15 protein-coding genes and 1 pseudogene are annotated in these 21,246 nt (G+C 72.1%); 11 read left to right on the top strand and 5 right to left on the bottom strand.

The window, feature by feature from the left end; all coding sequences use genetic code 11:
• Nucleotides 1–82 precede the first annotated feature (82 nt).
• Both ACZ7CF_RS11260 and ACZ7CF_RS11265 read left to right on the top strand, forming a co-directional pair.
• Nucleotides 83–1,003: an LCP family protein gene (locus tag ACZ7CF_RS11260; RefSeq protein WP_470369507.1), complete on the top strand. Its 921-nt coding sequence runs from the start codon at nucleotides 83–85 to the stop codon at nucleotides 1,001–1,003.
• Nucleotides 1,004–1,254: 251 nt separating this feature from the next.
• The gene (locus tag ACZ7CF_RS11265; RefSeq protein ID WP_470369508.1) at nucleotides 1,255–5,064 is read left to right on the top strand and encodes a WD40 repeat domain-containing protein; all 3,810 of its coding nucleotides are present in this window, start codon (nucleotides 1,255–1,257) and stop codon (nucleotides 5,062–5,064) included.
• On the opposite strand, the gene ACZ7CF_RS11270 is transcribed toward ACZ7CF_RS11265, so the two are convergent.
• A complete protein-coding gene (locus tag ACZ7CF_RS11270) occupies nucleotides 5,048–6,106 on the bottom strand; it encodes a glycosyltransferase family 4 protein (protein ID WP_470369509.1) in 1,059 nt (352 codons plus the stop codon). The genes ACZ7CF_RS11265 and ACZ7CF_RS11270 overlap by 17 nt on opposite strands.
• A 31-nt stretch (nucleotides 6,107–6,137) precedes the next feature.
• Between ACZ7CF_RS11270 and ACZ7CF_RS11275 the strand changes: the two genes are divergently transcribed.
• Nucleotides 6,138–6,635 (top strand): DUF2165 domain-containing protein, encoded by a 498-nt coding sequence (locus ACZ7CF_RS11275; protein WP_360385713.1) that lies wholly within the window; start codon nucleotides 6,138–6,140, stop codon nucleotides 6,633–6,635.
• On the opposite strand, the gene ACZ7CF_RS11280 is transcribed toward ACZ7CF_RS11275, so the two are convergent.
• The 3 genes from ACZ7CF_RS11280 to ACZ7CF_RS11290 form a co-directional block, all read right to left on the bottom strand.
• Entirely contained in the window at nucleotides 6,610–8,604 is a 1,995-nt protein-coding gene (locus ACZ7CF_RS11280) for a diguanylate cyclase domain-containing protein (RefSeq protein ID WP_470369510.1), read from the bottom strand. The two genes, ACZ7CF_RS11275 and ACZ7CF_RS11280, sit on opposite strands and share 26 nt — an antisense overlap.
• A gap of 175 nt (nucleotides 8,605–8,779) precedes the next feature.
• Complete coding sequence (locus tag ACZ7CF_RS11285; RefSeq protein ID WP_470369511.1) at nucleotides 8,780–11,092, bottom strand: helix-turn-helix transcriptional regulator; 2,313 nt, start codon at nucleotides 11,090–11,092, stop codon at nucleotides 8,780–8,782.
• A 32-nt stretch (nucleotides 11,093–11,124) separates the two neighbouring features.
• A complete protein-coding gene (locus tag ACZ7CF_RS11290; protein WP_470369512.1) occupies nucleotides 11,125–12,312 on the bottom strand; it encodes an Hsp70 family protein in 1,188 nt (395 codons plus the stop codon).
• Between the two features lie 224 nt (nucleotides 12,313–12,536).
• On the opposite strand from ACZ7CF_RS11290, the gene ACZ7CF_RS11295 reads away from it, so the two are divergent.
• From ACZ7CF_RS11295 to ACZ7CF_RS11330, 8 genes and pseudogenes are all read left to right on the top strand, one after another.
• A complete protein-coding gene (locus ACZ7CF_RS11295) occupies nucleotides 12,537–13,460 on the top strand; it encodes an IniB N-terminal domain-containing protein (protein WP_360385697.1) in 924 nt (307 codons plus the stop codon).
• Between the two features lie 195 nt (nucleotides 13,461–13,655).
• Entirely contained in the window at nucleotides 13,656–15,464 is a 1,809-nt protein-coding gene (locus ACZ7CF_RS11300; RefSeq protein WP_360386645.1) for a dynamin family protein, read from the top strand.
• Complete coding sequence (locus ACZ7CF_RS11305; protein WP_470369513.1) at nucleotides 15,461–16,855, top strand: hypothetical protein; 1,395 nt, start codon at nucleotides 15,461–15,463, stop codon at nucleotides 16,853–16,855. Before ACZ7CF_RS11300 ends, ACZ7CF_RS11305 begins: the two co-directional genes overlap by 4 nt.
• Before the next feature lie 31 nt (nucleotides 16,856–16,886).
• A complete protein-coding gene (locus ACZ7CF_RS11310) occupies nucleotides 16,887–18,167 on the top strand; it encodes a PhzF family phenazine biosynthesis isomerase (protein ID WP_470369514.1) in 1,281 nt (426 codons plus the stop codon).
• Nucleotides 18,168–18,414: 247 nt separating this feature from the next.
• Nucleotides 18,415–19,365: a LysR family transcriptional regulator gene (locus ACZ7CF_RS11315; RefSeq protein ID WP_360385691.1), complete on the top strand. Its 951-nt coding sequence runs from the start codon at nucleotides 18,415–18,417 to the stop codon at nucleotides 19,363–19,365.
• Nucleotides 19,366–19,426: 61 nt separating this feature from the next.
• Nucleotides 19,427–19,882: pseudogene (locus ACZ7CF_RS11320) on the top strand (helix-turn-helix domain-containing protein); the annotation flags it as partial.
• On the top strand, nucleotides 19,806–20,276 hold the full coding sequence (locus ACZ7CF_RS11325; protein WP_470369674.1) for a Scr1 family TA system antitoxin-like transcriptional regulator: 471 nt from the start codon (nucleotides 19,806–19,808) through the stop codon (nucleotides 20,274–20,276). The pseudogene ACZ7CF_RS11320 and the gene ACZ7CF_RS11325, both read left to right, overlap by 77 nt.
• On the top strand, nucleotides 20,251–20,424 hold the full coding sequence (locus ACZ7CF_RS11330) for a DUF397 domain-containing protein (RefSeq protein WP_458429507.1): 174 nt from the start codon (nucleotides 20,251–20,253) through the stop codon (nucleotides 20,422–20,424). The genes ACZ7CF_RS11325 and ACZ7CF_RS11330 overlap by 26 nt, the downstream gene beginning before the upstream one ends.
• Here ACZ7CF_RS11330 and ACZ7CF_RS11335 read toward each other — a convergent pair.
• Entirely contained in the window at nucleotides 20,421–21,179 is a 759-nt protein-coding gene (locus tag ACZ7CF_RS11335) for an SDR family oxidoreductase (RefSeq protein ID WP_360385685.1), read from the bottom strand. The genes ACZ7CF_RS11330 and ACZ7CF_RS11335 overlap by 4 nt on opposite strands.
• Nucleotides 21,180–21,246: the final 67 nt, after the last annotated feature.

Consider the following 21,246-nt stretch of genomic DNA (forward strand, 5'->3'; position numbering starts at 1 on the left):
ACGGACGGGCTCCGCGAGGCTGTGACACAACCCTGACAAATCCCCTACCGGGTCCGGACAAAGTGCCGGGACCGTTGGGGATGTGAACGTCCACTGGAAACGATGGCTGGTGGTCTCGGGAGCCGCTGCGGTCATCGCGGCGGGCGTCGTCGTCTGGGGGTCCTACGCACGGCTTGAGGGCAACCTCCAGACCGTCGACCTCGCCGAGGAGCTCAACGGCAACGTCCGGCCGCCGCGGCCCACGCAGACGCCGTCGACGCCGGGCAGGCCGCTCAACATCCTTCTCATCGGCAGGGACGACGGGCGGTCCGACACCGCCATGGTCGTGCGGCTGAACGCCAGGGGCGACGCGGCCAGGGTGATCAGCATCCCGCGCGACACGATGGTGCCGCGGCCGCGGTGCGGTGACCACCCGCCGGCGCGCATCGCCATGTTCAACAGCGCCTTCTCCACGGGTGGGGCGGCGTGCACGGTGGCGACGGTCGAGCAGATGAGCAATCTGCGGATGGACCATTTCGTGCAGATCGACTTCAACGGTTTCCGCGACGTCATAGACCGCCTTGGCGGAGTCGACATCACGTTGCCCGAGGCGATCGACGACGACAAGAGCGGACTGCGCGTTCCGGCCGGGCCGAACAGGTTGAGCGGAACCCAAGCACTCGCATTCGTGCGGACCCGGTACAGCATCGGGGACGGAAGCGACCTGAACCGGATAAAGAACCAGCAGCTTTTCCTGACCGCACTCAGTCAGAAACTCGCGGCTGAGAACTGGCTCGGCAGCCCGCAGCGGACGTTCGAGCTCGCCGACGTCATGACGAGGTCGATCGTGACGGACGCGGAGCTCGGATCGATCAGCGCGCTGGCGGGCCTCGCCGGCAAGCTCACGGCGTTGCGACCGGGGAGCATCGGCTACGTGACGCTGCCGGTCGAGCAGTACCTGCCCGACCCCAACCGGGTCCAGCCGAAGCAGCCGGAGGCCGACGCGCTCTGGACGGCCGCCTGACTAGCAGGCAGCACCCTGCCACTCACTCGGTCGAGGCCACGGCTGAGGAGACCCCCAGCGCTCCTCAGCCGTGGAAGATCTTCCCCAGCTAGCCGCTACCACTGTGACGGTCTCCCGGTCTCGTGAAAGGACGTGCGGTCGAGGTTGTCAGACCATCTCGTTAGGGTGGGTTCGGAAGGGCCCGTCCGGCGCGTGCGCCGCAGCTCAGGCGGGTGGTGTGCGTTTTCCGGTCCGGACGAGGTGGAGGGCGATTGGGACCCCGTGGCGTCTTCGCGGAGCGCTTCGCGCTGCTGTACGCGGAGGCAGGTGACCCGCCGCTGAAGCGGGTCACGGAGTCGGTGACCCGTGCCCGCCGGACGGACGAACAGGGCAGACCGGTCCGCGTGCCGGCGCAGCGGGTCAGCGACTGGCGGCGCGGGCGGAACGTGCCGGCGAGGTTCAGCGGGTTGAGCGCCGTGCTGGAGGTCCTCACCGGCGAGGCGCGCAAGCGCCGGCCGCAGCCCGCGGTCGACGGGCTCTACGACGTCGAGGTCTGGCGCACGCTCTGGGAGGAGGCGCTCGCCAGCCCGGTGGGTGACGCGGACACACCCCCTCAGGACGAAAACGCGGTGTGCCCTTACATGGGTCTCAGCGCATTCGGACCGCAGGACACGAATTGGTTCTTCGGACGGGAAAGAGCGACGAACGCACTTCTCGCCCGGATGAACGACAACGGTCTGACAATGCTCGTCGGCGCGTCGGGTGCCGGTAAGTCGAGCCTGATCAAAGCGGGCGTGCTGCCCCGCCTACGCAAAGAGGCGGTGGTGATTTCCCCCGGCACCGATCCGTTGAAGGAGCTCGCGCTCCAGCTGCCGGAACTGATAGCGGTGCTCGAAGCCGCCGCCGACTCGGACGCGCTGGTCGAGTTCGCGCAGGAGGTGCAGATCGCGGTCGGCGAGCGGGTGGTGGTCGTCGACCAGTTCGAGGAGGCGTTCACGCTCGGCGGCGACGCGAACCGGCTGCGGGTGTTCGTGCAGGCCCTGCACGCGGCCGCGCAGAAGACGGCGGTCGTGCTGGGCGTGCGGGCCGACTTCTACGCCCGCTGCCTCGACTTCCCCGAGCTCGCCGAGGCGCTGCAGAGCAACCAGATGGTGCTCGGCGCGATGTCGGCGGCCGAGGTGCGCGACGCGGTCACGAACCCGGCGAAGGCCGCGGGGTTGCAGCTCGAAGCGGGCCTGGTCGACCTCATGCTGCGCGACCTGGGCGCCCAGAACCGGCGCGGCAAGGACGCCTACGACGCGGGGGCGTTGCCGCTGCTCAGCCACGCCCTGCTGGTCACCTGGCAGCGCAGGCAGGCAGGCCGGCTCACGATCGCGGGCTACCGGGCGGCCGGCGGCATCCAGGGTGCCGTCGCCACGACGGCCGAACGGGCCTGGGCCGACCTCGACGACCCCGGCCAGCAGGCAGCGAAGCAGCTGCTCCTGCGCCTGGTCAGGGTCGGCGACGACACCCAGGACACCCGGCGCCGCTCCAGCCGCCACGGCCTGCTGGAGGCGAGCACGAACCTGCCGGCGACCGAACGCGCGCTGGAGGTGCTGGCCAGGGCCCGGCTGATCACGCTCGACGCCGGCAGCGTGGAGATCACGCACGAGGCGCTGCTGCACGCGTGGCCGCGGCTGCGCGGCTGGATCGACGAGGACCGCGCGGGCAACCTGACCCGGCAGCGGCTGGAGGAGGACGCGGCCACCTGGTCCGCGCACGACCGCGACTCGTCGATGCTCTACCGCGGGGCCAGGCTGGAGGGCGTGCGGCAGCAGCGGAACGTCACCGTGCTCGCCAGGGAGTTCGTGCGCACGTCGGAGCGCCAGCACCGCAAGAGCACCTGGCTGCGCCGCAGCGCCGTCGCGCTGGTGGCGGTGTTCGCGCTGATCGCGGCGGGTGCGGCGGTGATCAGCGTGCAGCAGCGCAACGACGCCCAGTACCGCCAGGTCGTGGCGGAGGCGGACCGGCTGGCGACGACGGACGTGTCGTTGTCGGCGCAGCTGCTGCTCGTGGCGCACCGGATGCGCCCGGACGACCAGGCGGTGGCCGCGAAGGTGCTCGCCACCCAGCAGGTGCCGCTCGCGGTGCCGGTGCTCGGGCACACCGGCGCGGTCTACCTGACGACGTTCAGCCCGGACGGCACGCTCCTCGCGACCGCGAGCTACGACCGCACCGCGCGGCTGTGGGACGTCCGGGACCGCAGCCGCCCACGGCAGGTCGCGGTCATCAGCGGGCACGAGGACTGGCTGAGCTCCGCGGTCTTCTCCCCCGACGGCAAGGTGCTCGCGACGACCGGCCAGGACGCGACGATCCGGCTCTGGGACGTGGCGGACCCCGGCTCGCCCCGGGCGCTCAAGACGATCGAGACCGGCAACGGCCCCACCTACCTGCTGGAGTTCAGCCCCGACGGCAGGCTGCTCGCGGCGGCGAACGAAGACCGGTCGGCGCGGCTGTGGGACGTGAGCAGTCCCGTGAACGCCAAACCCGTCGGGGAACCGCTGCGCGACCACAGCGCCGCGGTGCGCTCGCTCGCGTTCAGCCCGGACGGCAGGACGCTGGCCACCGCCGGCGACGACTCCACGATCCGGCTGTGGGACGTGGCCACCGGGACCAGGACCGGCAAGCCGCTGACCGGCCACCGCGACGGCATCCACTCGGTGGCGTTCAGCGGCGACGGGAAGCTCCTCGCGAGCGGCTCCGAGGACAAGACGGTGCGGCTGTGGGACCCGGCCACGCAGGAACCGGTCGGCCTGCCGCTCGCCGGGCACACCGAGGCCGTGTGGTCGGTGAAGTTCAGCCCCGCCGAGCCCGTGCTCGCCTCCGCGGGCGCCGACGCGACCGCGCGCCTGTGGAACATCAGCGACCCCGCGGTGCCGAACCCGCTCGGGCGCCCGCTCACCGGGCGCGGCGGGTCCCTGTTCGCCGTCGGGTTCAGCGGGGACGGCGCCACGCTCGCCACGGGGTCGCAGGAGAGCGGCGCGAACCTGTGGTCGTTGCCGCGCGAGTGGTTGCTCGGCCACACCGCGCGGGTGGGCGAGCCGTCGTTCCGCCCGGACGGCCGGCTCCTGGCGACCGGGTCCGCGGACAAGACGGTGCGGCTGTGGGACCTGTCCGACCAGCACCACCCGAAACCGGCGGGACCACCGCTGCTGGGCCACGAGCGCTCGGTCGGCCCTCCGGCGTTCCGGCCGGACGGGAAGGTGCTCGTGTCCGCGGCGGGCGACCAGACCGTGCGCCGGTGGGACGTGGCCGACCCGAGCCGCCCGCGGCCGTTGGGCGAACCGGTCCTGCTGCCGACCCGCTTCGCCACGGCCGCGCGGTTCGACCCGGCCGGGACGGTGCTGCTGACCAGCCAGGACGACAACTCGGTGCGGCTGTGGGACGCCGCGGACCCGGCGCACCCCGTGCCGCTGGGCGAACCGCTGACCGGGCACGACGCGTACGTCAACGGCATGGACTTCAGCCCCGACGGCCGCACGGTCGCCACGGCGAGCAGCGACCGGACGGTGCGGCTGTGGGACGTGAGCGACCCGACGCGGGCGCGGCTGATCGGCACGCCGATCCAGGACCCGCAGATCGTGCACAAGGCGGTCTTCACCGCGGACGGGGACACGCTGATCACCGCGGGGCAGGACCGGGTGATCCGGTTCTACGACGTGCGCGACCGCGAGCACCCGCGGCTGGTGAGCGAGCTGCGGGGGCACACGGGCGTGATCACCACGATCTCGGTCAGCGCGGACGGCCGGCTGCTCGCGAGCAGCAGTGCGGACAAGTCGTTCCGGCTGTGGGACATCAGCGACCCGGCCAAGCCGTTCTTCACCGGTCAGCAGATCACCGGCGACTGGACGTCCGAGCCGTACGTGCGGTTCTCGACGCAGGGCCGGTTGCTGGCCACCGGCAACGCCGACGGCGTGGTGCGGCTGTGGGACCTCGACGTGCCGCACCAGGTCGACCGGATCTGCACGGCCACGCGCGGCGCGCTCACCCCCGCGGTGTGGCAGGAGAAGCTGCCGCAGATGGACTTCAGGGACCCGTGCTGAGCCGGACGGCGTCCTCCACCAGCCCCGCCAGCACGCGCGGCAGCTCGCGCAGGTCCAGATGTCGTTGCACTGCGGCGAGGTTGGCGTCGAGCACGGCGTCGGTGGCGGCGAGCAGACCGTCGAGGTCGGAGGGGTCGAACACGGTGAGGCCGAGCGCGCGGATCTCGTCCAGCACCGGATAGGGCCCTGCCACAACGGGTTTCCGCGCCGCCGCGGCCTCGCAGACGGGCAGCCCCCACCCCTCCCAGGTGGACGGCAGCAGCACGAGGTCGGCGGCAGCGTAGAGGTCGGCCTGGTTCGCGACGCGCCCGCGCAGCACACCCGGGAGCCGGTCCGCAGCAGGGCAGGGAGCGTCGTCGGTGAGCCAGTAGCGGACGTCCGGGCGGCGCGCGGACAGGCGCCGGACGAAGTCGACGGCACCGGGGATGTTCTTGGACGTGCCCTCGACGCGGGCCGGGTGCACCACGAGGTAGTCGCCGGGTGCGGCACCGAGGGCGGCGCGGGTGCCGTCGCGGTCGCCGTGCGCGAGGCCGGCGACGTCGACCCTGTTGTGCACCACCCTGGTGTGCACCGAGGGCCAGCGCGCGCGGAACTCCCGCTCTGTCAACGAGTTGATCAGCACGTGCAGGTGCGCGGGGTGGTGCAGCGGCACGACGTCACCGTCGACCGGCCGCAGCTGGACGCGCTGCCACGCCGGGTCGTGGTGGCGCAGGACCACCGGAACGCGGGCCGCGAGAGCGTGCTCTTCCCACGCCACCGAGGCTTCCGGTGCGCTCCACAGCGATCCGGCGTTGTCGAGCACCACCAGGTCGTGCGTCGCGCAGAGCTCACGGATCAGGGCGTGGTCGACGGGTGGCGGGTCACCGCCGGGCCGGTCGGCCCACAGGCCGCGGACGACGACCCCGGAACCCGAGGCGAAGTGACCGGCGGCGAGCGTGACGTCCCAGCCGAGCACCGCGAAGGCGTGCGCCCACTTCGCGGCTTCGACGCTGACGCCGTCGAACCCGCCCAGCCGGTGGGAGACGACACAAACACGGCTCACCGCCCGCACCCTATCGGTTACTGTCCGCGCCATGCGTTTACTTGCTCGGGTCGGCAGCTTGCGCGCGGTCGTCGCGGTGACCGTCGGGTTCATCGCGTTGAACATGGTCCTCGTCGTGATCGGCAACGTCACGGACTACGGCACGAACGAGGCGTTCGTGCAGCACGTGCTCGCGATGGACACCACGTTCGGCGAGGGGCTGAAGTGGCGGGCCATCACCAGTTCCGCCGTCGTGACGCTGGTCTACGTCGCGATCATCGCGTGGGAGGCGGTCTCCGCGCTCCTGCTGACCGCGGGCACCGTCGCGTACGCCCGCAACCGCGACGACAGCGCGCGCAGCTTCGCGTCGGCGGGCCTGCTGATGGTCGTGGCGCTGTTCCTGGGCGGGTTCATCACGGTCGGCGGCGAGTGGTTCGCGATGTGGCAGTCGAAGGACTGGAACGGCATCGGCGCCGCGCTGCGCATGGTGACCGTCGCGGGCTTCGCGCTGGTCCTCGTGCACCTCAGCCCGCGGCGGGCCAGCTCGTAACCGGTTCCCGGCAGAACACCGGGCCGACCCCCGCGTCGGCTCCCAGACCACTCCACCAGTCGCGCTGCTCGGCGTCCTCGACCGGGTCGACCACGACCAGCCCACCGGCCTCGTGCACGAACCCGATGACGTCGCTGAGCACGCGCGACACCAGCTCGTCCGATGTGCGGCTGCGGCCGGTCATCCGCACCGCCATCACGCCGAGCGAGCGGACGAGCTCGATCTCCGCGGTCGACCCCCCGAAGTCACGGGCGCCGATGTGGATTCCCATGTCCGACAACAGTTCCAGGTTGTCGGCGGCCTCGCTGTCCTGCGCGGCCAGCACGCGCACCGGGAAGCCGAGGAGCAACCGGCCGGCGGGCAGCCCGGTGTCCGCGAGCACCCGCCGCACGTCGCGCACGAGGTCCGGGCTGTTCGCGAGGCCCTCGGTCAGGCACACGGCGAGCACCTCGTCGTGCCCGCACGCCGCTTCCGCCGCCCTGCGCAACATCCACTCGCCCAGCGGCAGCATCAACCCGGTGTGCTCGGCCATCGACACGCACTTCTCGTGCGGGATCAGCCCGGCGTCGCGGTGCCGCCAGTGCAGCTCGGCCTCGACGCACACCCGTGCCGCGCCGTCGAGCCGCATGACCGGGGTGAACACGACGTCGATCTCGCCGCTCTCCCACGCGCCGGGCATGACGGCGGCGAGCGCGAACTCCTCCTGCTCCCGCTTGTCGAGCGTCGCGTCGTGCAGCCCCCACTGCCGGCGTCCGCTGCGCTTGGCCCTCCTGAGCGTCATGTCCGACGCCCGCAGCACCTCGGCCGGGTGGCCGCCGGGGTGCAGCCGCGGCAGCACGCCGATCGACGCCGACACCGCGACGCCGTGCCCGGCGAAGTAGACGGGTTCGGCCAGCTCGTGCTCGATCGTGCGGATGGTGCTGTCGACGTCCGGCGTGTCCGGCCCGTTCTCGACGAGCACGGCGAACTCGTCGCCCTCCAGCCGCGCCACCATGGCCTTCTCGCCGGCGAAGACGGCGCTCAGCCGTTCCGCGACGAGCTTGAGCACCCGGTCGCCGATCTCGCGCCCGAGCCCGTCGGTGATCACGGCGAACGCGTCGAGGTCGAGGTGGTAGAGCGTGACGCCGTGCTCCATGTCGCTGTGCAGCAACGACTCCAGCCGCGTCGTGAGGTACTGCCGGTTCGGCAGCCCGGTCAGCGCGTCGTGCAGCGACTGGTACTGCAACCGCCCGCCGAGCAACGTGAGCTGGCTGTCGTCGTCGATCATCACGACGTAGTGCCTCGGGGTGTCCTCCGCGTCCTTCTGCACGGTCGCCGCGAGCAGCACCCGGAAGTGCTCGCCGTCGCGGTCGATGAGCCGCGGCCGTTCCTGGACCCGCCGCATCCGCCCGTACCGCAGGCCGGCCAGCGCGTTCTCGACCAACGGCAGGTCGGGCGGCGCGATGAGGTCGCCGAGCGTCATCCCGCCGACCTCCTCGCGCCGCAGGATCGTGCACAGCGCCTCGTTGGCCCGCTCCAGCCGCCCGTCGAGGCCGACGATCGCGATCCCCGTCGACGAGTGCGCGAAGATGTCCTCGAACCGCTCCTCGCTCGCCCGCAGGTCGAGCTGCGCGGCCCGGGTCGCGCGCAACATCGCCTGGCTGACGCTTTCCTGCTGCTCCAGCACGAACGCCTGCATCGCATCGGTGTACCCGGCGGACATCTCCCCGATGACCAACGCGCTCTTGTGCGCGTCCTCCGTCTCGTGCGCCACGAACCCGGCCAGCACCTCGACGGACCTGCGCAGGCTGTCCGCGCCGACGCAGTGCATCTCCACCAGCCGCGTGCCGACCCGCGCGGCGGTCTTCGCGTCCCCGGCGAGCGCTTCGGCGATCAGGTTCACCAGCTCGCGCAGCTCCTCCGCCAGCTTCGCGGAGGACAGGGGGATGTAGGAGGTCCGGCTGACCTCGCGGGCCCAGTCGCGCGCCACCTCGTCACGTCCCGGCGGGCGTGACGATCTCGCGTCGTCCTGGCTCGGCAAAATCGTTCCACCTGACCTGCTCGACGAGCAACGGTGCGGAAGCCTACCGCCAGCAAACCACATCGTCCCGACGCACGGCGGCGTTCGCCCCTTCGGGCGAGGAACGACCTCGCGCGAGGTGCTTTCAGGAACCCACGATGTGCCGCAGCTGTGCCAGCAGGTCGCTGCGGCTAGTGCTCCCCAGCCGCTGCCGCATCCGCGCCATGTGGTGCTCGACGGTCTTGGCCGAGATGAACAACCGGTCCCCCACCTGCTTGTACGTCATCCCCTCCAGCACCAGCCCTGCGACCTCGCGCTCGCGTTCGCTCAGCTTCCCGGCGTCCTCGACCACGACGGGGGCGTCGGCCTCGGCGCGGCGGGCGGACACCGGGCGGCCCTGGAGCAGGCGGGCGCAGTCGAGGAGGCGGACCATCGCCTGGCGGTCGGAGGTGCGGATCGCCGCCTGACCGGCCAGGCGCGCGGCGTCCCACCACAGGCCGACGGCGTGCAGGCTGCGGGCGGCCTCTTCCACGCGGTCGGCGTCGACCTCGCCGGCCACGACGTCGAGCCAGCTCTCGGCCGCGGTGGAGATGATCGCGCAGTAGCGGCTGTGGTCGCGGGACGCCGCCAGCACCGCCGCGTGTTCCTCGGCGGAGGTGAGGTCGTCGTCGATGATCGCGGCGTGCAGCAGGCTCCAGCGCAGCTGCGTGGACCACAGGGGCGGGGTGCCGAGCGACTGGAGCAGTGCCAGGGCCTGGGACAGGTGCGGGGCGAGGCGGTCCTGGTCGCGCAGGCGGGCGGCGGCCGCGGCGAACTCGCCCAGCGGCAGCAGGGAGAACAGGTCGACGGGGTGGCGGAGCACGGCCTCGCAGGCCTGCTCCCAGGTGCGGCGCAGGGTGGCGAGGTCGCTGTTGCGGCGGGCCACGCCCACCTCCAGGGCCACGGCGAAGATCCAGTCGCGGGGCTCGAACGTGCCGCGGACGGACATCAGGGTCTCGCGGGCCACGGCGAGGTTGCCGCGCAGCATGTGCAGCCAGGCCTGCAGGAGCCGGTGGCGCACGGACATCAGGACGCCGCCGGTGCCGGCCTCCACGGCGCGGTCGAGGACGGACTCGGCGACGTTCGGCTCGCCGCAGTGCAGGGCGACCAGCGCGGCCAGCGACGCCGGGCTGTCGGGGAGCAGGACGGCGCCGCCCGCCGGTTCGAGCAGGGAGGATGCGCGGACCAAAGTGGACAGTGCGGCGGTCTCGGAGCCGGAGACGGACTGCCGGACGCCTTGCAGCATCAGGGATGCTGCGCCACCCAGGAGGGTCGGGGGCTGGGCCGGGGTGTCGTCGGACGGGGTGCCGGTGCCGAGGGCACCGATGCCGGCGAACGCCGCGGCGTAGGGGGTGGCCGCCCAGCGGAACAGCTCGGTGCTGCGGGCCAGCTGGCCGCGGTGGGCCAGCGCGACGGCGGCCACCTCGGCCGCGGTGCGGCGGTGCGGGGAGTCGGGGGCGCTGATCACCTGGTCGGCCAGGCGCAGGGCGGAGTCGAGGTCGCCCGCCATCGCGGAGGCGGTGGCCCACTGGGCGGCCGTGTCGGAGGGGACGACGCCACCGCCGGTCGAGGCCTTGAACAGGCGTGCGGCCAGTGCCGGGTCGGAGGACAGGGCCTCGCGGGCGGCCGCGGCGAAGACCGGGCCGCCGATGCCGGTGTCGACCAGCGGGCGGACCAGGTCGAGGACCGGGCCACCGCGGTCGAGCTGCAGCTGGGCGAGGCGCTGGCGGACGGCGATGCGGCGTTCGGTGCGGGTCAGGGCGCCGACCGCGCGCTGCGCCAGCGGCAGCAGGGTGCCGTCCTCGGCGAGCAGGCCGGTGGCGCGTGCGGCCTCGATGATGTCGCTGACCTCGTCGAAGTCCTTGTCCAGCAACGCCGACAGCAGGTCGAGGCGCTGGGCGGCACCGGCTTCCGCGGCCAGCAGGAACTTCTGCAGATCCGGGTCGAGCCAGTCGAGGTCGCCGCGGAACGCCGACAGCACCTCGGCGGTGACCTCGGAGGCGGCACCGAGCCGTTCGACGTACGCGGGCACGCCGCCGGTCTGGGCGTGGACGAAGTCGACCACCGGCCGCGGGGCGTGCAGGAGCTCGCGGACCTGGTCCTTCGAGAACGGCGCCAACGGCACCACGACTGCGCCACGGGTCAGCTCGGCCAGCACGGCACGGCGCGGCCACGGCCGGTAAGCCAGCACCAGCAACGGTTCCGCGGCCAGCGCGCGCAACGCGGCGTCGTCCAGCAGGTGGGCGTCGTCGACCACGCGGACCGCGGGGTTGCCGATCTCACCGAGGAACGCTGTCTTGCCGTGACCTCCGGGCGCCGCGACGACCACGCGCAGGCTTGTGCCCGGCGCGGCGTCGTTGATCCGGTCGAGGACACCCCTGGTGGAGTCGTCCAGCACCAGTCGGGCTCGCGTGGTCACGCTCAACGGCCATCCTCTTCTGTGGGGGGAAGTCAGTCGGAACGGGAGCCGGACCGGCGACCGGTCGGCTTCAGCACCCGCGTCACGCGCTTGGACCGCGGCGGCGGCAGCTCCAGCGGCGGGACGTCCACGGGCGGGCGCGGCGGCGGTGCGGTGAACTCCTCGTCGTCGGGCTTCTGGACCTCGCCGACCGGGAACCGCAGGGACGCCTCGCGGGTGTGCACGAGCACGGACGTGTCGCTCGGCTCCGGCTCGGCCTCGGGGCCGACGACCACGAGCCGCGCGGCGACGGCGGCGCCCTTCGCGACCGAGTGCTCGGGGGCGGCCTCGGCGAGGACCCGGCAGTCGACCGTCGCGGACAGCGCGTCACCGATCACCGGTGTCCGCACCGCCCCACCGACCATCAGCACCGCTTCCGGCCGGTCCGCGCCGACCGCGCGCACGAACGTGCTGACCAGCTGGTCCACCGCGGGCCGCAGCTCCTCGGCGAACTCGTCGCGGGTCACCTCGGCGCCGGCCACCACGACCGCGGGCCCGAACGCCCGCTTCGCCGCCTCGCACTCCGCGGCCGACACGAACGCGTCCTTGCCGAGCCGGCCGCGCACCAGCGCCGCCAGCACGTCGTCGAAGTCGGCGCCGGCCGGGTGGTCGACGGCGTCGACGTGGTTGAGCAGCTCGAACGTCCTGTCCGGGGTGCGCCGCACGACCGAGGCGGAGAACGCGTGGCTGCCGAGCGAGAAGACCGCCAGGGTCGAGCCGGGCAGGACGCGGGCGAGCACGGCGTGGTTCTCCGCGGCTGCCAGCGGCTCCGGCACGAGCGTCACCTCGGGCAGCCCGACCTGCCGCAGGGCGGCGTGCAGCAGCCCCCGGCGATAGGGGCCCCACCCGGCCGGGTGAGTCACGGCCACGTGCCGGGGCTGTTCACCCTGTCGGGCGACGACCTCGCCGACGACCCACAGGACGAGCAACGCGGTCAGCTCCTCGGCCGGGACCACCTCGGGACCCAGCGAGAACGGCACCGCGTCACCGATCCGGCGGGCGAACCCGGAGGCGAGCCAGCCGCCGGGGTCGACGTCGCCGACCGAGAACGTCCCGGCGTCCGTGAGCTGCAGCAACGAGGGCACGACCAGGGCGATCTCGGCGTCCCGGCCGCCCTCGAGACGGCACGCGGCAGCCGTGGTGCGGGTGGTGCCCACATCGACTCCGAGTACGTACGACACGTCTCTTCCTCACCTGTTCGCAGCAGCGATCAGTACCTACACGGGTGAAGGAAGCACGCTCAAGCGATGCCCCTAACCCCTTAGGGGGTCAACGAGCGTCACCCCATCGGGGAACGGGGATTCACTGGGAGTTATCCCCGATGTTCGAGACGGGCCGGTTCTCCTACGTTCTGCGACAGCCAGCCGCCAGACCCCGACCCGTGCTTCCACCAGGAGATCCTTCGATGATGTCGTCGCCCGGCACGCTCCACGACTTCGTGCTCAACCTGCTCAGCGACCCGGCGCTGAAGGCCGCGTTCGCGGCGGACGCCCAGGGCTGCCTGGAGCAGGCCGGCCTGGCCGACATCACCGCCGTGGACGTCCAGGAGGTCATCCCGCTGGTCCTCGACCTGGTCCCGGACGTCGACGGCCTGCCCGCTGTCGACGGCGTGGACCTGGACCTGCCGGCCGACGAGCTGCTCGCGGACGGTCCGCTCGGCGCCATCAGCCAGCTGCAGGCCGTCGCGTCTCAGCTGACCTCGTCGGGCCTGTCCCTCAGCGACATCCACACCTCGTCGGCCGGCGTGCTGGCCGCGGACGGCAACGGTCTCAACATCATCGCCGCCAACCGGACGCTGGGTGAGTACACCTCGACCAACATCGGCCTGGACGGCGACTTCTCCGCCGTCGGCGACGTGGCGAGCGTGCTCGACCAGACCACCTCCCCGCTCACCGGCTCCGTCCTCGACGTGGCCGACACCGGCGTCTCGACGATCGACTCGGCCGCGCTGGACACCGTCTCCTCGGTCGTCCCCGGCACCGACTCGGTGGTGGGCCACCTGGGCGGCGTGACCGGCTTGGCCGACGGCCTGCTCGGCACCGTCGGCGGCGGCGACGCGGGCCTCGGCAACGTGCTCGGCGTGTCCGGCCTCGACGACCTGTCGCACGGCGCGCTGAACGTCCACTCGACCGAGACCGTCGTCTCCGCGCAGGGCGTCGCGGGCAGCGTCGTCGGCACCGCCACCGGTGTCGCGCACAGCGCGACCGGCCTGGCCGGTGACACCGCGGGCGTCGGCAACGTGCTCGGCGGCGTCACCGACACCGTCGGCCACGTCACCCACGGCGTGCCGGTCGTCGGCGACCTCGGCCTCGACGGCCTGCTCGGCTGAGCTTCTCCCCCTCCCGCACGAGGAACCGGCCCTGTCCCCCGCGGACAGGGCCGGTTCTGCTTCTCCGGTCCCGGCGGACGGCCGGTGAGCAACGTCACCCGGCTGCGCCGACCGGCCGCATCTCACCGGTCGGCACCCGGTTGTGCACTCCAGGCTTTCACCCAGGGGGGTGAACACGGCACTATGCGTCACGTGATGGCACCGCCTTGGCTCGACGTGCTGGACGAGACGATCGGCGCCTGCGTCACGCACCGGCGGCCCGACCTGGAGGCCCGGCTGCGCGAGAAGCGGGCCCAGCAGCTGGACCCCAGGCTGCGCGTCCTGGTGGTCGGCGAGTCCAAGCAGGGCAAGAGCCAGCTCGTCAACGCGCTGATCAACGCCCCCGTCTGCGCGGTGGGCGACGACATCACGACCACCGTGCCGACCTACGTGCAGCACGCCGAGACGCCCTCGGCCGCGCTGGTCCGCAACGCCTCCGCCGGCGGCTCGATCTTCCACGCGCCGACCGAGCGCATCGCCGTGCCGATCGAGCAGGTCACCAAGCAGGTGTCGACGCCGCAGGCGCGCGAGGTCGTGCGGGCCGAGGTCGGCATCCCGCGGGCGCTGCTCGACAACGGCCTCGTCCTCATCGACACCCCCGGAGTGGGTGACACCCGATCAGCGCACACCGCCAGCACGTTCGCGACGCTGGTGCAGGCCGACGCGGTGCTGATGGTGTCCGACGCGACCGGTGAGCTGACCGGCGCCGAGATGACGCTGCTCAAGAAGGTCATGCAGGCCTGCCCGAACGTCACGGTGGTCGTCACGAAGATCGACCTGGTGCCGAGCTGGCGGGCCGTCGTGGAGCGCAACAGGGCGCTGCTGCAACGCGCCGGCGTCCCGGCGAAGCTCATCCCGGTGTCGTCCGCGCTGCGGCTGCGCGCGGCGAAGACCGGTGACCAGGGGTTGAACGCCGAGTCCGGCTTCCCCGACCTGCTGGCGTGCGTGCAGCGCGACATCGTCGCCTCCGCCGACCTGCTGGCCCGCCGCGCCGTCGCCGTGGTCGCGTCCTCCGCGCTGACGCAGCTGGTCACGCCGCTGCGCGAAGAGCTGACGGCGCACGACTCGGCGCGCACCGCGGACACGGTCGCGACGCTGCAGGAGGCGCAGCGCCGGGTCGACGAGCTGCGCCGCCGGTCGGCGCGCTGGCAGAACGTGCTCAACGACGAGATGGCCGACCTGATCTCCGACGTCGAGTACGACCTGCGCGACCGCACCCGCCGAATCCTGCGCGAGGTCGACAAGACCTACGACGAGGCCGACCCCGCGATCGGCTGGGACAAGTTCGAGCAGTGGCTGGAGGACAACCTCAACGAGGCCGCCACCACGAACTTCGCCTGGCTGATGGAACGCGCGGAGTGGGTGGCAGCGAAGGTCGCGAAGAACTTCCCCGTCTACCGCGAGGACCTGCTCCCCGGTTCGGTGCTGCCCGACGACCTGCTGGAGCCGGTCAGCCGGCTGGAGAAGCCGAAGATCGAGCCGTTCTCGGTGTCGCAGAAGCTCTTCACCGGTCTGCGCGGCTCCTACGGCGGCCTGCTGATGTTCGGTCTGGTCACCTCACTGGCCGGGATGCCGCTGATCAACGTGGTCTCGCTCGGCGCCGGTGCGCTGTTCGGCGGCAAGTCGATCCTCGACGAGAGCGACGCCCGGCTCAAGCGCCGCCAGGCCGCCGCGAAGGCCGCGGCGCAGCGCCACGTCGACGACTTCTTCGTCAAGTTCTCCAAGGACGTCCGCGACTCCGGCCGGCACATCCAGCGTGCGCTGCGCACCCACTTCAGCACCCTGGCCGAGGAGCTCCAGGAGACGTTGCTGGAGTCGGCCCGCAGCGCCAAGCGCGCCATCCAGGACGACCAGACCGAACGGGAGCGGCGGTTGCGCGAGGGCCGCAAGGAGCTCGACAAGCTCGTCAGCCTCTACAAGCGGGTCCAGGCGCTGGGCGGACCGGTCATGGAGCTGTCGGCGTGACCCTGGACCGCGTCGTCTGGTCGATGCTGCAGGAGGCCTCCGCCGTCTACCGCGACAGCCCGCGCGCCACCGGCTGGCTGCGCTCGCAGGTCGAGCGCTACACCGAACCGGTGCGGATCGCGGTGGCCGGCCGGCCGGGGATCGGCAAGTCCACCGTCGTCAACGCGCTGGTCGGCGACGAGTTCGCGCCGCTGGACTCGTTCGTCTGGTACCGCGGCGGGGCGCAGGCGCGGGCGCACGTGTTCGCCGGGCCCGGCCGTCCGCACGAGGTCGCGGTGACCGGGCGCAACCACCGCCGGCACGTGGAGGTCGGCCAGTTCGACCGGCCGGACCGGGTCGTCGTGGAGTGGCCCTCGCGGTCGCTGCGGGACGTGGTCCTGATCGACACGCCGGCGTCGGCGGCCCCGGAGCAGGTGCTCGGCGACGCCGACGCGTTGCTGTACCTGATGCGGCACGTGCAGGACGACGACCTGAAGTTCCTTCAGGCCGCCAACGACCACCCGATCGCCCGCACCGCCGCCGTGCACACGGTCGCGGTGCTCGCGCGGGCCGACGAGATCGGCGCGGGGCGGATCGACGCGCTGTCGTCGGCCAAGCAGATCGCCCGCCGCTACCGCAGGGACGTCGCGGTACAACCGTTGTGCCAGAACGTGGTCTCGGTCGCCGGGCTGCTCGCGGTGGCGGGCAGGACGTTGCGGGAGGACGAGTTCGCGGCGCTGCGGGCGTTGTCGGCGCTGGGCCGCGAGGAGCTGGAGGACCACCTCCTGTCGGCGGACCGGTTCGTCGGCGAGGTGTTCCCGGTGCCGATGGAACCCGCTGTGCGCCAGGCGTTGCTGGGCCGGTTCGGCATCTTCGGGGTCCGGCTGGTCACCGCGCTCATCCGGCAGGGCTTCGACACGCAGGTGAAGCTCACCGGCCAGCTCGTGCAGCGCAGCGGCCTGGGCGAGCTGCGCGACTCGATCGCCGTGCACTTCACCGAACGCAGGGAGATCCTCAAGGCCCGCTCGGCGTTGCTGGCGCTGGACGTGCTGTTCCGGGTGGAACCGCGGCCGGCCGCCCGCAAGCTGATGGCCGACCTCGAACGCGTGGTGGCCTCCGCCCACGACTTCCGCGAGCTGCGGCTGGTCGCGGCACTGCAGTCCGGGCGCACGAGGCTGCCGGCCGAGGTGCAGGCCGAGGCCATGCGGCTGGTCGGCGCCGAGGGCACCAACTCGTTGGCGCGCTTGGGCTTCGACTACGACGCCGACCCGCGCGAGCAGCGCGAGGCGTTGCTCGACGCGCTGGTGCGGTGGCAGGCGCGGGCCGCCGACGTGCACGCGCCGAACGACCAGCGCCGGGCCGCGCAGGTCGTCGTCCGCAGCTGCGAGGGGCTGCTGCCGCAACTGCCCTGACCGGTCCGGCGGGTGGGGCACCATGGTCGGCATGGAACTCGTGCGGTGGCGGGACGAGCACTTCGAGCACATGCTGCGGTGGGGTGCCGACCCGCGGATGACCGAGTACGTCGGCAACGGCCGGCCGTGGTCGCCGGAGTACGTGGCGCAGCGGCACGAGCAGGCGTTGCGGCACTGGGAGGAGCACGGCTTCGGCCTGCACGCGGTCGTCGAGGACGGCGAGGTCGTCGGGCTGGCGCAGATGCTCGACGCGCCGGGTGAGATCGAGATCGGCTACTGGGTGGCGCCCGAGCACTGGGGCCGCGGCGTCGCCACCGAGGTCGCCGCGCTGCTGCGGGACAAGGCGCTGGCGGTCAAGGACCGGGTGGTCGCCGCTCACCAGGCCGAGAACACCGCCTCCGGCCGGGTGCTGGAGAAGGCCGGGCTGACCTACTTCACCAGCCGGTACGTGTTCGGAAGACTTCAGCACGGCTACGCGTTGGACCGGGGTATGAGCGACACGGGGGTACTGCGGTACAGCGCGTTCACGACCGATCCGGCGGGCGGCAACCCGGCCGGTGTCGTGCTCGACGCGACCGAACTGACCGACGACGAGATGCTCGCCGTCGCAGCGAAGGTGGGCTACTCGGAGACCGCGTTCCTGTTCCCGGGCGCGGAGGACCGCGAGTTCGTCGTCCGGTACTTCAGCCCGCGGGCCGAGGTGCCGTTCTGCGGGCACGCCACCATCGCCACGTCCGTCGCGCTGGCCGAGCGGATCGGGGACGGGCCGCTGACGTTCCACACGCTCGCCGGCGACGTGACCGTCGAGACGGCGAACGGCACGGCGACGCTCACGAGCGTGCCGACCAGCACCGAGGAGGCGGACCCCGAGCTCGTCGCACGGGCGTTGAAGGCGTTGCGGTACCGCGAGGTCGGCGACGGTCCGGTGCACGTCGGCTTCGGCGGTGCGCGGCACCTGCTGGTCCCGGTGCGCAGCCGCGAGCAGCTCGCGGACCTCGACTACGACTTCGACGCGTTGCGCGACCTGATGCTCGACCACGACCTCACGACCGTGCACCTGTTCTGGCGCGAGTCGCCGGAGCTGGTCCACGCGCGCGACCCGTTCCCGGTGGGCGGTGTCGTGGAGGACGCGGCCACGGGCGCGGCCGCCGCGGCGTTCGGCGGCTACCTGCGCGACCTCGAAGGGCCGCAGCGGTTCGTCATCAGCCAGGGCGAGGACATGGGCCGCCCGTCCCGGCTGGAGGTCGACGCCACGCGCGCCGACCGCCGGGTGTCGGTGACCGGCGCTGCCGTCGTCATCCCCTCTTCCTGACACCACGAGCCGTCACAGCCGGTCCCGGTTCCAGGGACCGGCTGTGCGCTCCCCTGCAAGGGACCGCGAGGGCCCGACGCTGCTGCCGCGCCTTGCAGGGTGCCCGGCAGCAGCGTCGAACCGAAGGGGTGCGCACCCTCCCGCGCCGGACCCGGTGCTGCCGCAAGCACCGGGCCGGAAGATCGCGCAACCACTATGACCCGTTAGAAGGGTGGCGGCTCATACAGAACCGGGATACAAGGTCTTTATGCCCGAGTTGGAGCTCCGCCACCTCCGAGCGGTCCGCACGATCGCCGAGGAGGGCAGCGTCACCAGGGCGGCCACGCGGCTGGGTCTGACCCAGCCCGCGCTGTCCGCCCAGCTGCGGACCGTCGAACGGCTCGTGGGAGGTCAGCTGTTCGACCGCACCCGCAACGGCTGCGTGCCCACCGACCTGGGCCGGCGCGTGCTGGGCACGGCCAGGCTGGTGCTCGACGAGATGGCGCAGCTGATGAGCACCACCAGGGAGGCCGACCGCCGGGGTCCGCTGTTCTTCGGCAGCGTCTCGTTCCTGTACTTCGCGAAGCTCGTGGAGAACCTGCGCCAGCTCAACGCCGACGTGCGCGCCGAGGCCCGCATCTCGTCGGCGGAGGTCGTGGACATGCTGGAGGCGGGCCAGATCCACGTGGCGCTGTTCGAGTTCTTCGACGGCATGCCCTCCCGCGACCTGGCGGGCATCGAGCTGCGCAGGCTCGTGGCCGAACCGGCGTTCGTCGCGGTCTCCGAGCACGACCCGCTGGCGCAGCAGGACGAGATCGACCTGGCCCAGCTCGCCGACCGCGACTGGGTCACCCCGCCGGCCCAGCAGCAGGGCAACCGGATGCAGATGTTCCAGGCCTGCGCGGACGCCGGGTTCGTGCCCCGGCTGACGCACCACACCGGCGACGCGGGCATGGCCCGGGGCTTGGTCGCCAGCGGCGCCGTCTCGTTCGCGGCGGCCCCGTCGCGCACCGGTGACGGCATCGTCATCCGGCGGTTGCGCGGCGTGCCGCTGATGGTCGACATCTTCGTGGCGACCCGCCGGGACTCACCGGTGGCGGGACGGGCGCACGAGGTGTTCGCGTGCGCCGCCGACGCCTACCGCTCGGTGCTGGACCGCAACCCGGAGTACCGCAAGTGGTGGGACTCGCACCCGGAGGCGCACCCCGAGTTCACGTAGACCGTTTTCACCCGGATGAGTCCGTACCGTGGAACAAGTCCTAGTCATAGCGTCCATGGTCATGGCGCCCACCACCCCGTCCACCGCGTACAGCCGGGACCTCGGCGACGAGCTGAAGAAGCTGCGCGAGTCCACCACGAACCTCACCTGCCGCGCCCTCGCCGTCCGACTCGGCTGGGACCCGAGCAAGGTGTCCAACATCGAGAACGGCAAGGTGCGGCCCAGCGAGGTCGACCTCATCCAGTTCCTGATGATGTGCGGCAAGGACCTGCCGTTCTTCGAGGACTTCAAGCAGCGTTACCGACGCGCGTTCGACGACTACATCGTGCTGGTGCCGGAGAACCTCCGCACGGTCGCCATCGCTGAGGCGAGCGCGACGACGATCACCGCCTACGACGTGCTGACCATCACCGGTCTCCTGCAGACCGACAGGTACGCGGATGGTCTCTACCGGCACTCCGGACTCGTCGTGGAGGAGCGAATCCCGGCCCTCGTGCAGATCCGGGGTCATCGCCAGGCGGTTCTGCGGCGGCACGACCCGGCCGGACTGCCTGTTCTACATCCACGAGCTGGCCCTGCGGCAGCGGTTCGGCGACGACCAGGTCATGGAGGAGCAGTACCTCCACCTGCTCTTCAACGTGCGACTGATCCGGATCGTGCCTGCCGACGTACCCGCCATCTCGACGGGACTGATCCTCTGGGAGTTCGAGAAGGCGTTGCCGGTCGCGTTCAACGACTCGGACCTCGCGAAGGTGTTCGTCCAGGAACCCGGAGCCATCGCGCGGATCAGGTTGACCTTCGATCGCTTGAAGCAGGTCGCCCTGGATGAGGAACAATCGCGGCAGAAGCTGATGGAGTACATCAGCCTGCCGCGAGAGGGTGTCGATGAGCGAGGACCGCGAATGGCGTAAGAGCAGCCACAGCGGCGGCAGCGAGGACAGCGCCTGCGTCGAGGTGTCCCTCGGCCACGACGCGCTCGTCCGCGACTCGAAGAACCCGGCCGGTGAGGTGCTGGTCTTCAGCACCCCGGCCTGGCGCGCGTTCCTGCGCCGTCCCTAGACCGCGATCGGGGTGGTGGGGCGGCCGATCAGCTTTTCCAGGTCCGGGCGGACCTGCGCGAACACGCCGTTGCGGATGGCGGTGAAGAAGTCGACGGCGAACGCGGGCACGCCGGCCGCGATCAGGTCCTCGTCGCTGACGTCGCGGAACCGGTCGCCGGCGAGCTCGGGGAACGACCAGGTGGTGGAGCCGGTGAGCTCGTAGGTCTGGTTCTCGTGGCCCTCGGTGCTCAGCGCGACGGCAGCGCCCAGGGCGTAGTCGTCGCGGGCGGCGCTGGCGATGCGGCCGTCGCCGGTGGAGACGGCGACGGTCTCGGCGGACAGCGGGCCGAGGTAGTTCTCGTGGTACATGCCGTTGCGCAGGAACGTCCAGGTCAGGCCGGAGTCGCGGATGATCTCCTCGGTGGCCCTGTGCACGACGGCCGCGCCCACGGTGGAGGTGTCGGCGTCGGTGATGCTCGTGTAGAAGACGTGGCCCACGCCGTGCTCGACGGCCTTGGCGACGGCGTTGGCGTGCTGCTGGATGCGCACGTCCGAGTCGTGCGCGTCGGCCGAGACGATGAGCAGCCGGTCGGCGCCGCGGAAGTCGAGGGTCTCGGGGCGGTCGAAGTCGCCCTGGCGGACCTCGACGCCGGGGACGTCGAACTTCTTCGGGTCGCGCACGGACACGACGAGCTGCTCGTCGGTGCGGGCGAGGAGGTGGCGGACGACGCCGCCGCCGAGCTGACCGGTCGCGCCGGTGATGAGGATCGTCATGGCGTCGACGTTATGGTTAGCGCTAACCTGTGGAAAGTACCTACTTCTGAGTGGGGTACTTACCCGG

It is taken from the genome of Lentzea sp. NPDC036955 (assembly GCF_055608005.1).

Bases quoted from the DNA above. Each gene is read 5' to 3' on its own strand.
- ACZ7CF_RS11275 (WP_360385713.1), top strand. From the start codon at position 6,138: ATGCGTTTACTTGCTCGGGTCGGCAGCTTGCGCGCGGTCGTCGCGGTG.
- ACZ7CF_RS11295 (WP_360385697.1), top strand. From the start codon at position 12,537: ATGATGTCGTCGCCCGGCACGCTCCACGACTTCGTGCTCAACCTGCTC.
- ACZ7CF_RS11300 (WP_360386645.1), top strand. From the start codon at position 13,656: ATGGCACCGCCTTGGCTCGACGTGCTGGACGAGACGATCGGCGCCTGC.
- ACZ7CF_RS11310 (WP_470369514.1), top strand. From the start codon at position 16,887: ATGGAACTCGTGCGGTGGCGGGACGAGCACTTCGAGCACATGCTGCGG.
- ACZ7CF_RS11315 (WP_360385691.1), top strand. From the start codon at position 18,415: ATGCCCGAGTTGGAGCTCCGCCACCTCCGAGCGGTCCGCACGATCGCC.
- ACZ7CF_RS11325 (WP_470369674.1), top strand. From the start codon at position 19,806: ATGGTCTCTACCGGCACTCCGGACTCGTCGTGGAGGAGCGAATCCCGG.
- ACZ7CF_RS11330 (WP_458429507.1), top strand. From the start codon at position 20,251: ATGAGCGAGGACCGCGAATGGCGTAAGAGCAGCCACAGCGGCGGCAGC.
- ACZ7CF_RS11335 (WP_360385685.1), bottom strand. From the start codon at position 21,179: ATGACGATCCTCATCACCGGCGCGACCGGTCAGCTCGGCGGCGGCGTC.